The 12,054-nt window shown below is 68.8% G+C and carries 15 protein-coding genes; 11 read left to right on the top strand and 4 right to left on the bottom strand.

The genetic code is table 11. The features are described 5' to 3' along the window. The first annotated feature begins 162 nt into the window (after positions 1-162). The 6 genes from rplK (at position 163) to L978_RS09775 (ending at position 4,159) form a co-directional block, all read left to right on the top strand. Positions 163-594, top strand: a complete 432-nt coding sequence (gene rplK, locus L978_RS09800; RefSeq protein WP_033106100.1) for a 50S ribosomal protein L11 — start codon at positions 163-165, stop codon at positions 592-594. An 11-nt stretch (positions 595-605) separates the two neighbouring features. Further along, positions 606-1,295 carry a 50S ribosomal protein L1 gene (gene rplA, locus L978_RS09795; protein WP_047522875.1) on the top strand — a complete coding sequence of 230 codons (690 nt, stop codon included), beginning with the start codon at positions 606-608 and terminating at the stop codon, positions 1,293-1,295. 187 nt (positions 1,296-1,482) lie between these two features. After that, positions 1,483-2,304: an amino acid ABC transporter substrate-binding protein gene (locus tag L978_RS09790; protein WP_047522874.1), complete on the top strand. Its 822-nt coding sequence runs from the start codon at positions 1,483-1,485 to the stop codon at positions 2,302-2,304. Between the two features lie 3 nt (positions 2,305-2,307). After that, positions 2,308-2,973, top strand: coding sequence for an amino acid ABC transporter permease (locus L978_RS09785; RefSeq protein WP_047522873.1), 666 nt, complete (start codon positions 2,308-2,310; stop codon positions 2,971-2,973). Further along, positions 2,960-3,763, top strand: a complete 804-nt coding sequence (locus L978_RS09780; protein ID WP_047522872.1) for an amino acid ABC transporter ATP-binding protein — start codon at positions 2,960-2,962, stop codon at positions 3,761-3,763. Before L978_RS09785 ends, L978_RS09780 begins: the two co-directional genes overlap by 14 nt. A gap of 39 nt (positions 3,764-3,802) precedes the next feature. Beyond that, entirely contained in the window at positions 3,803-4,159 is a 357-nt protein-coding gene (locus L978_RS09775) for an iron chaperone (protein WP_047522871.1), read from the top strand. 6 nt (positions 4,160-4,165) lie between these two features. Here L978_RS09775 and L978_RS09770 read toward each other — a convergent pair whose 3' ends face one another. Beyond that, on the bottom strand, positions 4,166-4,828 hold the full coding sequence (locus L978_RS09770) for a LysE/ArgO family amino acid transporter (protein ID WP_047522870.1): 663 nt from the start codon (positions 4,826-4,828) through the stop codon (positions 4,166-4,168). A gap of 70 nt (positions 4,829-4,898) precedes the next feature. Here L978_RS09770 and L978_RS09765 point away from each other — a divergent pair, with 70 nt between their 5' ends. Continuing rightward, on the top strand, positions 4,899-5,843 hold the full coding sequence (locus tag L978_RS09765) for a LysR family transcriptional regulator ArgP (RefSeq protein ID WP_047522869.1): 945 nt from the start codon (positions 4,899-4,901) through the stop codon (positions 5,841-5,843). On the opposite strand, the gene L978_RS09760 is transcribed toward L978_RS09765, so the two are convergent. Both L978_RS09760 and L978_RS09755 read right to left on the bottom strand, forming a co-directional pair. Continuing rightward, positions 5,782-6,270, bottom strand: coding sequence for a MarR family winged helix-turn-helix transcriptional regulator (locus tag L978_RS09760; RefSeq protein WP_052193522.1), 489 nt, complete (start codon positions 6,268-6,270; stop codon positions 5,782-5,784). The two genes, L978_RS09765 and L978_RS09760, sit on opposite strands and share 62 nt — an antisense overlap. Next, positions 6,257-7,978 carry an MDR family MFS transporter gene (locus L978_RS09755; protein ID WP_052193519.1) on the bottom strand — a complete coding sequence of 574 codons (1,722 nt, stop codon included), beginning with the start codon at positions 7,976-7,978 and terminating at the stop codon, positions 6,257-6,259. The genes L978_RS09760 and L978_RS09755 overlap by 14 nt, the downstream gene beginning before the upstream one ends. A 274-nt stretch (positions 7,979-8,252) precedes the next feature. Here L978_RS09755 and L978_RS09750 point away from each other — a divergent pair, with 274 nt between their 5' ends. The 4 genes from L978_RS09750 to L978_RS09735 are packed head-to-tail and all read left to right on the top strand — an operon-like array spanning position 8,253 to position 11,246. Continuing rightward, positions 8,253-8,879: a SipW-dependent-type signal peptide-containing protein gene (locus L978_RS09750; protein WP_047522868.1), complete on the top strand. Its 627-nt coding sequence runs from the start codon at positions 8,253-8,255 to the stop codon at positions 8,877-8,879. A gap of 8 nt (positions 8,880-8,887) precedes the next feature. Continuing rightward, positions 8,888-9,505, top strand: a complete 618-nt coding sequence (locus tag L978_RS09745) for a SipW-dependent-type signal peptide-containing protein (protein WP_047522867.1) — start codon at positions 8,888-8,890, stop codon at positions 9,503-9,505. Further along, positions 9,502-10,128, top strand: a complete 627-nt coding sequence (locus L978_RS09740) for a signal peptidase I (RefSeq protein WP_047522866.1) — start codon at positions 9,502-9,504, stop codon at positions 10,126-10,128. Before L978_RS09745 ends, L978_RS09740 begins: the two co-directional genes overlap by 4 nt. After that, entirely contained in the window at positions 10,125-11,246 is a 1,122-nt protein-coding gene (locus L978_RS09735) for a hypothetical protein (protein ID WP_047522865.1), read from the top strand. The genes L978_RS09740 and L978_RS09735 overlap by 4 nt, the downstream gene beginning before the upstream one ends. A gap of 51 nt (positions 11,247-11,297) precedes the next feature. Here the strand turns inward: L978_RS09735 and L978_RS09730 are convergent, their stop codons facing one another. Further along, on the bottom strand, positions 11,298-11,978 hold the full coding sequence (locus L978_RS09730) for a YqaJ viral recombinase family protein (RefSeq protein WP_047522864.1): 681 nt from the start codon (positions 11,976-11,978) through the stop codon (positions 11,298-11,300). Positions 11,979-12,054 lie beyond the last annotated feature (76 nt).

The raw sequence follows: 12,054 nt of genomic DNA, 5'->3' as shown, positions 1-12,054 counted from the left end.
GACGGGGACGGGGTGGGGCGGGACGGGAGGGGGCGGGGGATGAGGTAGGATTGTGTGGTTTGTGTGCCGCTTCGGCGTGCGCAGAGACGACCACGGTTCGGAAACGCCGGATCTGTGGGAGAAGCGGATGCTCCGGTATCCGATTCGATGAAAGGAAAGAGAATGGCACCGAAGAAGAAGGTGACCGGCCTGATCAAGCTTCAGATCAACGCCGGTGCAGCCAACCCGGCGCCGCCGATCGGCCCCGCGCTCGGTCAGCATGGCGTCAACATCATGGAGTTCTGCAAGGCGTACAACGCCGCGACCGAGTCGCAGCGCGGCAACGTCATCCCCGTCGAGATCACCGTCTACGAGGACCGCAGCTTCACGTTCATCCTGAAGACCCCGCCCGCCGCGGAGCTCATCAAGAAGGCCGCAGGCGTCGCGAAGGGCTCTTCGACCCCGCACACCGTCAAGGTCGCGAAGATCACCAAGGACCAGGTCCGTCAGATCGCAGAGACCAAGCAGGCCGACCTGAACGCGAACGACGTCGAGGCCGCTATCTCGATCATCGCCGGTACCGCCCGCTCCATGGGCATCACGGTCGAGGGCTGAGGAGAATAATCATGGCTACCAAGTCCAAGGCTTACAAGGCTGCCGCCGAGAAGATCGAGGCAGACCGTTTCTACACCCCGGCCGAGGCCGTCGCCCTCGCGAAGGAGACCGGCTCGTCGAAGTTCGACTCGACCGTCGAGGTCGCGCTGAAGCTCGCTGTCGACCCCCGCAAGGCGGACCAGATGGTGCGCGGCACCGTCATCCTGCCCCACGGCACCGGTAAGACCGCCCGCGTCATCGTCTTCGCCACCGGCCCCGCGGCCGAGGCAGCGATCGCCGCAGGTGCGGATGAGGTCGGCGGCGCCGAGCTCATCCAGAAGGTCGCCGATGGCTGGACCAACTTCGACGCCGCGGTCTCCACCCCGGAGCTCATGGGCCAGGTCGGTCGTCTCGGAAAGGTGCTCGGACCGCGCGGTCTGATGCCGAACCCGAAGACCGGCACCGTGACCCCGAACCCGGCCAAGGCCGTCGAGGAGATCAAGGGCGGAAAGATCGAGTTCCGCGTCGACAAGCACGCCAACGTGCACTTCGTCGTCGGCAAGGCCTCCTTCACCGCAGAGCAGCTGGGCGAGAACATCGGCGCAGCGCTCGAGGAGATCGTCCGCCTCAAGCCGTCGAGCTCGAAGGGCCGTTACATCCAGAAGGGCGCCGTGTCGACCACGTTCGGCCCCGGCATCCCGCTGGACGTCAACGCCATCTGAGTCTGACTCGCAGAGAACGCCCCCGGGTTCGCCCGGGGGCGTTTTCGCGTCCCTGCACCCGGCTCCGCGTGTGCGGTGAAACGAAACGTCATCGGATGAGGGAAACCGGCGGCCCCCGCGTACTGTGAGGAAGTTCCCGCGCCGGTCACGTAAACTCGCACCCGCGCTTCACACCCCAGGAGGGTCCATGTCCCGTCGTCTCATCGCCGTCACCGCACTCGTCGCCGCTGCCGCGGTGCTCACCGCCTGCAGCGGGTCGAGCACCCCCGCGAGTACTCCGGGTGGCGGAGAGGGACCCGCGAACGCCGACTTCGGGCTGGTGCAGGAGGGCACCCTCACAGTCGCGACCGAAGGCACCTATCGGCCCTTCAGCTTCCACGACGACGGCGGCGCGGGCGACCTCACGGGCTTCGACGTGGAGATCATCCAGGCCGTCGCCGACAAGCTGGGCCTCGAGGTGAAGTTCCAGGAGACGCAGTGGGATGCGATCTTCGCCGGGCTGGATGCGGGACGGTTCGACGTCATCGCGAACCAGGTGTCGGTCAACGACGAGCGCGAGGCGAAGTACCTCTTCAGCACGCCGTACACGGTCTCACCCGGCGTCATCGTGGTGGCGGACGACGACGACTCGATCTCGTCCTTCGCTGACCTCGACGGCAAGTCCACCGCGCAGTCGCTCACGAGCAACTGGTATGAGCTGGCCACGGATTCGGGGGCCAAGGTCGAAGCGGTCGAGGGCTGGGCCCAAGCCGTCGAGCTGCTGCGCCAGGGGCGTGTGGATGCGACGGTCAACGACAAGCTCACCTTCCTCGACTACGAGACCACCAACAGCCCCACCGGGCTGAAGATCGCGGCCGAGACGGACGAGGCCGGCACCCAGGCCTTCGTCTTCACCAAGGCCAAGGACGCGCTGGTCGAGGCCGTCGACGGCGCGCTCGAGGAGCTCCGCGCGGACGGCACCCTGGCCGAGATCAGCGACAAGTACTTCGGCGAAGACGTCACGAAGTAGCCGATGGAGAGTCCCTGGCAGCTGTTCCTCGATGCGCTCGGGCCGATCGCCTGGGCGGGTCTGACGGCGACGGTGCCGCTCGCGTTGCTGTCGTTCGCGCTGGGCCTCGCGATCGCGGTCGGTGTCGCTTTGATGCGGATCTCGGTGAATCCGGTGGTCGCGGGGGTCGCGCGCTTCTACATCTCCGTGATCCGCGGCACGCCCATGCTCGTGCAGCTGTTCGTGATCTTCTACGGCATGCCGTCGGTAGGGATCACGCTGGACCCGTGGCCGAGCGCGATCATCGCACTGTCGCTCAACGTCGGCGGCTACGGTGCTGAGGTCGTGCGTGCGGCGATCCTCTCCGTCCCGAAGGGGCAGTGGGAGGCCGCCTACACGGTCGGCATGAATCGCACGCGGACGCTCACGCGCATCATCCTGCCCCAGGCGGCGCGGGTGTCGGTGCCGCCGCTGTCGAACACCTTCATCTCCCTCGTCAAGGACACCTCTCTCACCTCGCTGATCCTGGTCACGGAACTGTTCAAGGTGGCGCAGCAGATCGCCGCGACGACCCTCGAGTTCATGGTGGTGTACCTCGCGGCCGCGCTGGTCTACTGGGTGTTCTGCCTGGTGCTCTCCTTCGGACAGAGCGCCCTCGAGAGGAGGCTCGACAGCCGTGTCGCCCACTGAGAACACCACCGACGCCCTTCTCACCGCCCGCGGTCTCCGCAAGAGCTTCGGCGACAACGAGGTGCTGCGGGGCATCGATCTGACGTTGCACCGCGGCGAGGTGGTCGTGCTCATCGGCCCCAGCGGTTCCGGCAAGACGACCGTCCTGCGAGCGCTCAACGGACTCGAGACCCCGGATGCCGGCACGATCGTGGTCGCGGGTGGCCCCGACCTCGACTTCGCCCCGTCGGCGAAGCCGTCGACGCGGGAGCAGAAACGCAAGCGGCTCGCGCTCCGGGACCGCTCCGCGATGGTGTTCCAGCATCACAACCTCTTCCCGCATCTCACCGTGCTCGAGAACGTCATCGAGGGGCCGTGGCGGGTGCAGGGGCGCCCGAAGGCCGAGGTCGTCGCCGAGGCGCTCGTGCTGCTCGACAGGGTGGGGCTGAGCGACAAGGCCGATGCGCGTCCGCATCAGCTCTCGGGTGGGCAGCAGCAACGGGTGGGCATCGTGCGTGCACTCGCCCTCAAGCCCGACCTGCTGCTGTTCGACGAGCCGACCAGCGCGCTCGACCCGGAGCTGGTGGGCGAGGTGCTCCTGGTCATCAAGGAGCTCGCGGACGAGAACTGGACGATGGCGGTCGTGACCCACGAGCTGAGCTTCGCCCGCGAGGCCGCGGATCATGTGCTGTTCATGGACGGCGGGGTGGTCGTCGAACAGGGGCCTCCCGCCGAGCTCTTCCGCGCGCCGAAGCACGAGCGCACGCAGCGTTTCCTCACGCGCATCCTGCGCCCGCTCGACGGCGCCTGACCACTCGCGGTCGCGGGCGACGGCTGGAAGGATGACGTGATGGGCACCATCGACGACTACCTCGCTGAACTCGACCCCGCGGATCGTGAGGCGATCGACCGGGTCTACGCGGTCGCCCGCCGGGAGGTTCCGGATGCGGAACAGGGCAAGGGATACGGCATGCCGGCACTCGTGCACCGCGGCAAGGGACTCCTCTCGGTGATGCGCGCCAAGAAGCACATCGGCATCTACCCGTTCAGCCCGGACGCGGTCGCGGCGGTCGCGGGCCTGCTCGAGGGCAGTCCCGGGATCAGCGTCGACAAGGGCACCATCCGATTCCAGCCCGAGCATCCGATCCCGACCGCGGTGCTCGAGAGCCTCGTGCGGGCGCGGCTCGCACAGATCGACGGAGCGTGAACGCCGTCAGCCTCCAAGCACCGGAAGCACGAGGCTGACCGCGATCGTGATCATCACCACGGCGATCACGGCATCGAGGATGCGCCAGGAGAGCGGGGTGCGCAGCCAGCGTCCGAGATAGCGCGCGCCGAAGCCGAGCGCGGTGAACCACAGGATGCTCGCGGCGATCGCTCCGCCGGCGAACAGCCAGCGGTCGTCGCCGTGCGTGGCCGCGATCGATCCCAGCATCAGAACCGTGTCGAGGTACACGTGCGGATTGAGCCATGTGAGCGCGAGGGTCGTCAGGACGACCGGTGCCAGTCGGGGGCGGACGAGCGTCGGCGTCGCGCTGTGGGGGAGCGGCGCGCTCGGATCCACGGCTTCCGTCCCGTCCACCCGGAGCTCCTCCCCGCCGCGCCACGCACGACGTGCGGCGAGGACGCCGTAGGTCAGCAGGAACAGTGCGCCCGCCCACCGGGCCACGACCACGAGCCATGGGGCCGCCGAGAGGACGAAGCCCAGCCCCGCCACCCCGGCGACGATCAGGGCGGCGTCGGAGGCGGCGCAGATGATCACGACGGCGAGCACGTGCTCGCGGCGGATCCCTTGACGCAGTACGAAGACGTTCTGCGCGCCGATGGCGACGATGAGAGAGAGTCCGAGTCCGAGCCCGGCGAGGACGGTGAGCACGGGTTCAGCCTAGGAACCGTTGGACATGAGAGGAAGCGATGGTTGCTTCAGAACCATTAGTATCCCTAATGTGAGGATCGACCCGGAATTGGCCACCACCCTCGCCGCGATCGTCGATGAGGGGACGTTGGACGCTGCATCGAGACGTCTGCAGATCACGCCGTCCGCGGTGAGTCAGCGGCTGAAGATGCTCGAGCAGCAGCTCGGCCGCATCCTGCTCGTGCGCGCCAAGCCCGCGCGGGTGACGGAGGCGGGGGAAGCGGTCGTGCGGCTGGCGCGACAGGTCGCCCTGCTCGAACACGATGCTCTGCTCGGCGTGGGCATCGACGAGGCGGGAGGGACACGTCGCATCCGCATCCCGCTGGCCGTGAACGCCGACTCGATGGCGACGTGGTTCCTCGCTCCGCTCGCGCGTCTGTCCGCCGGGCACGACATCGACTTCGATCTGCATCGTGATGATCAGAACTTCACCGCCAGATTGCTGGAGTCGGGCACCGTGATGGCTGCGGTCACCAGCGAGGCGGCTCCCGTCGCCGGGTGCTCGGTGTCGCCGCTCGGGGTGCTCGAATACCGGGCGATGGCAGAGCCGGGGTTCGCGGCGCGTTGGTTCCCCGAGGGGGTCACGACGGAGGCGTTGGGGTCGGCCCCCTTCGTGGACTTCGACCGTCGAGACACGTTGCAGCACGAGTGGCTGCGTGCGATGTCGGTCGGGCAGGAGGGCGTGCCACGGCACTACGTCCCCGCCTCGAACGACTACGCGCTCGCGGTCGGTCTGGGCCTCGGCTGGGGAATGGTCCCGCTGCTCCAAGAGCGACCGGGCCTGGTTCCGCTGGGCGGGCCGACTCTGCGCGTCGAGCTCTACTGGCAGCAGTGGAACCTGCGCTCGGAACTGCTCGACACCATCGCCGGGGAGGTCGCCGCCGAGGCCCGCCGTGTGCTCGGCGGCGCCGGGGTCACGCAGCCGGCTTCTCGTCCGGAGCCGCCCCGGAGGCCAGGGCGTGCAGCAGCCGGGTGAGGCTCCCGATGTCGGCGAGGCTCCACTCCGCGAGCGTCTCGAGCAATCGGCCCTCCTGCGGAAGACGGGCGGCAGCGAGGCGCTGTGCACCCGTCGCCGTCAGCCGCAGCAGGAATGAACGGCCGTCGGTGGGATCCGCCGAGCGCTCGATCAGGCCGAGCTCCTCCAGCTCCCGCACCGTCCGGCTGACCTGCCCCTTGTCGATCAGCATCCGCTCGGACAGGGTCGACACCGTCACCTTCTCGCAGCGCGCGATCGTGGTGAAGATCTTGTAGGCCCCGGGCAGCATCCCGGGGCTCACCCGGTTGGCGTTCTCGGTGATCACACGACGGAAGTGCGTGATCAGTTCGCCGAACTCCGCTTCGAGGGCGCGGACCGCCTCGGCCCGCGCCTCCGGAGTGTCGAGCACGTCGTCAGCGGCCGGCATCGGATGCCGTATCGCCGCGGTCGTCGCCGGATCGGCTGATCACGGTCACGGAACCGGTGGATGCTCCGGAGAGCGCCTCCGCGTCGGCGATCGCGACGTCTGCGGCATCCTCCACGGAAACGTCGGCCGCCTGCTTCCCGGAGGCATCCGCCCGAGCGCGCTCGGAGGTCGTCATCGTGGTGAGCGGACGGTTCGGAAGGAACAGGATCGCGATCAGGCTGATCACCGCGAGCGGGATGCCGATCAGGAACGCGTGCGAGATGGCCTGCGCGTAGAAGTCCTCGATGATCGAGCGCACGGGCTCGGGGAGCAGCCGGACCTGGGGAAGAGTGCCGGACGAGAGCTGTGCGGCGACCTCGGCGCCCTTGTCCCCGAGCTTCGCGATCGCCGCGCCGATGCGCTCCTTGCCGTCGGAGAACAGTCCGGTGAGGCTGTTCGCGAGCACGGCGCCCATGACCGAAACGCCGATCGTGCCCCCGAGGCTGCGGAAGAACGTCACTCCGGAGCTGGAGACGCCCATCTCACTCGGCTTCGCGACGTTCTGGACGATGAGGACGAGGTTCTGCATCGTCATGCCGACGCCCGCGCCCATCACGAACATGTAGATCGAGACGAGGATGAAGTTCGTGTCGTAGTGCAGCGTCGACAGCATCACGGAGCCCGCGATCAGCAGCACCGAGCCGAGGATCAGGTACCCCTTCCACTTGCCGAAGCGGGTCACCAGCTGACCGACGACCATCGAGGAGATCAGCAGGCCCGCCATCATCGGCAGCGTCATCAGTCCGGCCTCGGTGGGGGTGGCGCCGCGCGACAGCTGCATGTACTGCGCGAGGTAGACCGAGGTTCCGAACATCGCGACGCCGATGGAGATCGATGCCAGCACCGACAGGGTGAACGTGCGGCCGCGGAACAGCGTGAGCGGGATGAGCGGCTCGCGCACCTTGAGCTCGACGATGATGAACGCGATGGTCGCGATGATCGCCGCGCCCACCATCAGCACGGTCTCGGTGCCCCACCAGTCGAAGGTCGAGCCTGCGTTGGTGATCCAGATGAGGATGAGCGAGACGGCGACCGAGAGCAGCACGATGCCGACGTAGTCGATCGAGACCTTGCGCGTGCGCTCGGTGCTGATGCGCAACGTCTTCTGCAGGATGATCAGGGCGGCGACGGCGAAGGGGAGCGCGACGAAGAAGTTCCAGCGCCAGTTCGCGACGTCGGTGATCCACCCGCCGAGCAGGGGGCCGCCCACGGTCGCGACGGCCATCACGGCGCCGAACAGGCCCATGTAGCGGCCGCGCTCACGCGGACTGATGATGTCGGCCATGATGACCTGGCTGAGGGCGGCCAGTCCGCCACCGCCGAGGCCCTGGATGGCGCGGAACGCGATGAGCGTGTTCGTATCCTGCGCGAAGCCGGCGGCGGCCGTCGCGCCCACGAAGATGACGAGGGCGAGCTGGATCAGCAGCTTGCGGTTGAACAGATCGGCGAGCTTGCCCCAGATCGGTGTGGAGATCGCCGTGGTGAGGAGCGTCGCGGTGATGACCCAGGTGTAGGCGGCCTGGTCTCCGCCGAGGTCGTGGACGATGACCGGCATCGAGGTGGACACCACCGTCGTCGCGATCATCGAGACGAACATGCCCAGAAGGAGCCCGGTGAGGGCTTCGAGCACCTGCCGGTGCGTCATCTTGACGGGGGAGTCCGTGGTCATGCGGGACCTTTCGCTGTCGTGAACGGGGATGCGGCGACGGCTCTGGCGCGCACGAGATGGTTGAACTGGGTCAACTATACGTCGATCGTTGATTTACGTCAACCATCTTGGACTGCGGAGTGACTGCGCGTGATGAGCGCGGAGCATGCGCGAAATCGCCTTGTCCTGCTCCGAGGCGTGGATGAGGATGAGGGCACAGCGGGGATGCGGGGCTTCTGAGGGGCAGCCGTTCTCGGACATCCACGCGATCGCCTGATTCCTGAGGGGGACACCGATGGCTAGCAAAGAGACACAGCGCAAGGTTCTCGCGGTCCTGGCAGGCGGACTCGTCCTCGGAGTGGGCGTCGCCGTCACGCTCGCGGCGTGGAACGACTCCGAGTTCGCCAACGGCACCTTCACCGCCGGCGCTTTCAACCTGGAGGGGTCGACGGACGGCACGACGTTCAGCGATCACAACACCGACGACGGAGACGCGGCGGCGACGCTGGTCTTCAGCCTGCCGGCGGGGGTCGTCGACAACATGTCGCCCACCGACTCGGTCTACGCCGGCTTCTGGGTGCGGTTGGCGGCGGGGACGACGAGTGCGGCCGATCTCGAAGCCGACGGCACCACGGCAGACGCCGCAGGCACCTCCAACTCGGACCACCTGTCGTATCAGATCTATCCGCTCGCACCCGGGGACACCTGCGACGCCACGACCGCCGTCGGCACGCCGATCGCGACGGGCGCCACCCTCGACGCGCAGACCGGGGTGACCGCGGTGGCGCTCGCTCCCGGGGCGACCGCGATCGATCCCGGCGTCGACGTGCAGCTGTGCATCAAAGTGACCGCGGATGCCGACCTCGAACCCTCACTGGTGACCGACGCCACGTGGAAGTTCACGGCGACGTCGACGAACTGAGTCCTCTGATGGTCACCCGCAGAGAGATGCGGGAGAAGCGGCGACTGCGCTCCCGTCGCATCCGGGCCCTCCTCGCGGGCGGACTGGTGCTCGGCGTCGGCGCGGCCGCGACCCTCGCCGCCTGGAACGACTCGGAGTACGGCGCAGCGACGTTCACCGCCGGACGGTTCGACATCGTCGGAGCTGCGGATGGGGCGACGTTCTCCAGCCATGCGACCACCGGCACGGCATCCACTCTGAGCTTCCAGCTTCCGCCCACCGCGATGGCGCCGGGGACGACGACCTATGCGCTGCTCAGCGTGAAAACCGCTGACCCGTCGGTGGCGGGGACCCTGCAGTTCACGGCCGGGACCCCCGGTGGCACCGGGTTGGCAGCGCATCTGACCTATGGGGTGCGCACGATCGCCGGGACCGCGTGCAATGCGACGACGTACGCCGCGGGAACCTCCGTCGTGACCGACGGTTCCGCCCTCACGGCAGGAGGCGCCTCGACTCAGGCGGTGAGCGCCAACGGCGCCGCGCAGGTCAACTACTGCATCGCCGTCACGCTGCCGACCACCGCGCTCAACGCCGCGCAGGGGCTCACGATGTCCCAGACCTGGCACATCCAGGGGACGTCGTCGTGACGCAGCTGACCCGGCGCAGTGCGCGCGCGCAGGCGGAAGGGATTCGCGCGGACGACGGCGCCGACGTCCGGCCCCCGGCACGTGTCCGAGCACGGCCCGGTCGGATGATCGGCGATGCGCTCCTCTGGCTCGCGGCGCTGGCCGGCGTGATCTGCATCGTGCTCGTGGTCCTCGCCTTCACGGCGCAGATCACCCTGATCCTGTTCCGGACGGGGTCGATGTCGCCCACGATCCCCGCCGGTTCCGTCGCAGTGGTGCAGCGGATCCCGGCGAGTGGGATCGAGGTCGGAGACGTCGTGACCGTGGACCGCGTCGGAGAGCTTCCGGTGACGCACCGCGTCACGACCATCGCACCCGGGGTCGTGCCTGAAGAGCGGATCATCACCATGCGCGGAGACGCGAACGCCTCGGAGGATCCCTTCCCGTACACGGTCTCCAGCGTGCGGATCGTCCTGTTCTCGGTCCCCGGAGTCGCGACGCTGATCGTCGGCATGGGCAACCCCGTCGTGCTCGGCACGCTGACCCTGGCGGCGACGACGCTGGTCGTCTGGGCGTTCTGGCCCCGCACGCATCGTCGTGCGGATCGGGGCGGTCGTATCGGAGCGGGCGGGAGAGGCGGATGAGGCGTGTCTTCGGGATCCTCACGATCGCGGCCGCCGCGGTCATGACGCCGAGCGCTGCCTGGGCGGCGCCGACCACGCAGGTCATCCAGGGAGAGGTGCTCCGCCTCGTCTCGGTGGCGGACTGGGATGCCGCGGCCGGCCTGCTTCCCGGGGCGCCGGTGCGATGGGACGTCGCTGTGAGCGCGGATGCTCCCGATCCCGGTGTGGTGCGGATCGGCGTGAGTGCGACCGGCACGGCCCGACTGCTCGTCGACATCTCGACGTGCTCGCGGGCCTGGCGCGATACCGGATGCCCCGGGTCGGAGACGGCGCTGCGCACGGAGTGGCGGATTCCGCGGGACGGTGCCGTGGTCCCGCTCGCCGAGATCAGCGACGCCGACACCGCCCATCTGCGCCTCTCCGTCGCCCTCGACCCGGCCGATGGTGCGGGCAGCACCGACCTGCGCGTGATCGCGACGGGGGCGGGGGAGACCGCGGACGTCGGGCCCGGAGGAGGCCTCGCGAGCACCGGCCCCGCGCCGGGCTCGCTGGGCGGTCGTCGGCGGAGTGCTCCTCGCGGTGGGGGGCGGTGCGCTCGCCGTCCTACGCCGGCGTCGGGCGGAGGCAGAACTGGGAGAGCGGCCATGAGAGGCGGGCGGCGGCGGATCCTCGCGGGCGCGGTCGGCGTCGCGATCCTGGTCGGAATCACGTCGTTCCCGCCGGTGGAGTCGACCGAGGCGAGGTTCACCGACAGCGAGTACGGCGCGGGAGCCTTCACCGCGGCGACCCTCCCGACCCCGGTGGTCGCATCCTGCACGGTGACGAGTTTCCTCGGGACCTTCACCGGGTTCACGATCACGTGGACATCGCCCGCCGTGAAGCTCCAACAGCGCTTCTCCATCAACGGCGTCATCGTGGACAACACGAACGTCACGCAGACCGGGACAGGCCCCTACACGTACTCGTCGACGATCAGTTCCGGACTGCTGAACACGCTCCTGGGAAGCCTCCTGGGCTCGACCAACACAGTGCGGGTCGAGACCATCTACCCCGGAACATCGTGGGTCTCACCGGCGGCGACGCGCTCCCTGTCCGTCGGCGGACTGCTCGGGCTCGGCGGCAACAACACCTGCACTTGAGTCGGGCCCTGCTCCGCCGCGCAGGGGTGCGCGAGGGGCCGTCGGCGAGAGTCAGTCGGCGAGGGCCAGCGCGCGGAAGGCGTCTCGTTCGCGCAGCTGCTCGCGGCGGCTCATCGCAGGGTCCGCGGTCCGGCTCGGGACCTGTTGGCCGGTCGTGCGCCGATAGAGCTCGTCGATGAGATCGGTCGCGAGGCCGACGAGCTTGGCGATCTCACGGTCGTCCCGGTCGATCCACACGCACCGGGGCTCGTCGTGGATCGGGGCGAAGTCGACGTGCTCCTCCCACACGAACAGCGTCCGCTCGGCGCCGAGCACGTGCTGCTGCCACCACACCTGGCGCAGGTAGGTGCGCGGGATCCCGCGGAACGCCTTGTTCGTCGTCTTGATCTCGGCGAGCTTCACGCGGCCTTCGGCATCGACCGCGATGCCGTCGGGCGTGGCGAGGTGGCGGTGCTCGACCTCGGCGCGGAAGAGGGCGGAGGAGGGGAGAATGCCGTGGGTCGCGGCGACCCAGGCGGCGATCTCGGGTTCGCGCCGGCGACCGTGGTCGGTGTACGCGTTGCCGCCGAAGCGCGGGCCGCCGCCGAGCTTCGAGTCCGCAGCCCGGGCGATCGACCTCTCGGAGGTGAGTCCGGCGACGTCGGTGGCCGTGATCCCGCGCGAGCGGGCCCGCATCCATGCCACGCGATCGCGAGAGTCCGCGACGATGCGTGCAGCGAGTTCCGGGGTCACCCTTCGACCCTAACCCCGCTCGCCGACCCTTCCTCTCCCACACGCCGTCCTCCCTCCCGCCCCTCCCCGTCCCTCC

Source organism: Microbacterium sp. ZOR0019, from assembly GCF_000800925.1.
In the GTDB taxonomy this organism is placed as follows: Bacteria; Actinomycetota; Actinomycetes; order Actinomycetales; family Microbacteriaceae; genus Microbacterium; species Microbacterium aurugineum.
The sequence above is the reverse complement of the archived record's forward strand: the minus strand, read 5'-3'. Positions and strand labels throughout refer to the sequence as shown.

Bases quoted from the DNA above. Each gene is read 5' to 3' on its own strand.
- rplK (WP_033106100.1), top strand. From the start codon at position 163: ATGGCACCGAAGAAGAAGGTGACCGGCCTGATCAAGCTTCAGATCAAC.
- rplA (WP_047522875.1), top strand. From the start codon at position 606: ATGGCTACCAAGTCCAAGGCTTACAAGGCTGCCGCCGAGAAGATCGAG.
- L978_RS09790 (WP_047522874.1), top strand. From the start codon at position 1,483: ATGTCCCGTCGTCTCATCGCCGTCACCGCACTCGTCGCCGCTGCCGCG.
- L978_RS09785 (WP_047522873.1), top strand. From the start codon at position 2,308: ATGGAGAGTCCCTGGCAGCTGTTCCTCGATGCGCTCGGGCCGATCGCC.
- L978_RS09775 (WP_047522871.1), top strand. From the start codon at position 3,803: ATGGGCACCATCGACGACTACCTCGCTGAACTCGACCCCGCGGATCGT.
- L978_RS09760 (WP_052193522.1), bottom strand. From the start codon at position 6,270: ATGCCGGCCGCTGACGACGTGCTCGACACTCCGGAGGCGCGGGCCGAG.
- L978_RS09755 (WP_052193519.1), bottom strand. From the start codon at position 7,978: ATGACCACGGACTCCCCCGTCAAGATGACGCACCGGCAGGTGCTCGAA.
- L978_RS09750 (WP_047522868.1), top strand. From the start codon at position 8,253: ATGGCTAGCAAAGAGACACAGCGCAAGGTTCTCGCGGTCCTGGCAGGC.
- L978_RS09745 (WP_047522867.1), top strand. From the start codon at position 8,888: ATGGTCACCCGCAGAGAGATGCGGGAGAAGCGGCGACTGCGCTCCCGT.
- L978_RS09735 (WP_047522865.1), top strand. From the start codon at position 10,125: ATGAGGCGTGTCTTCGGGATCCTCACGATCGCGGCCGCCGCGGTCATG.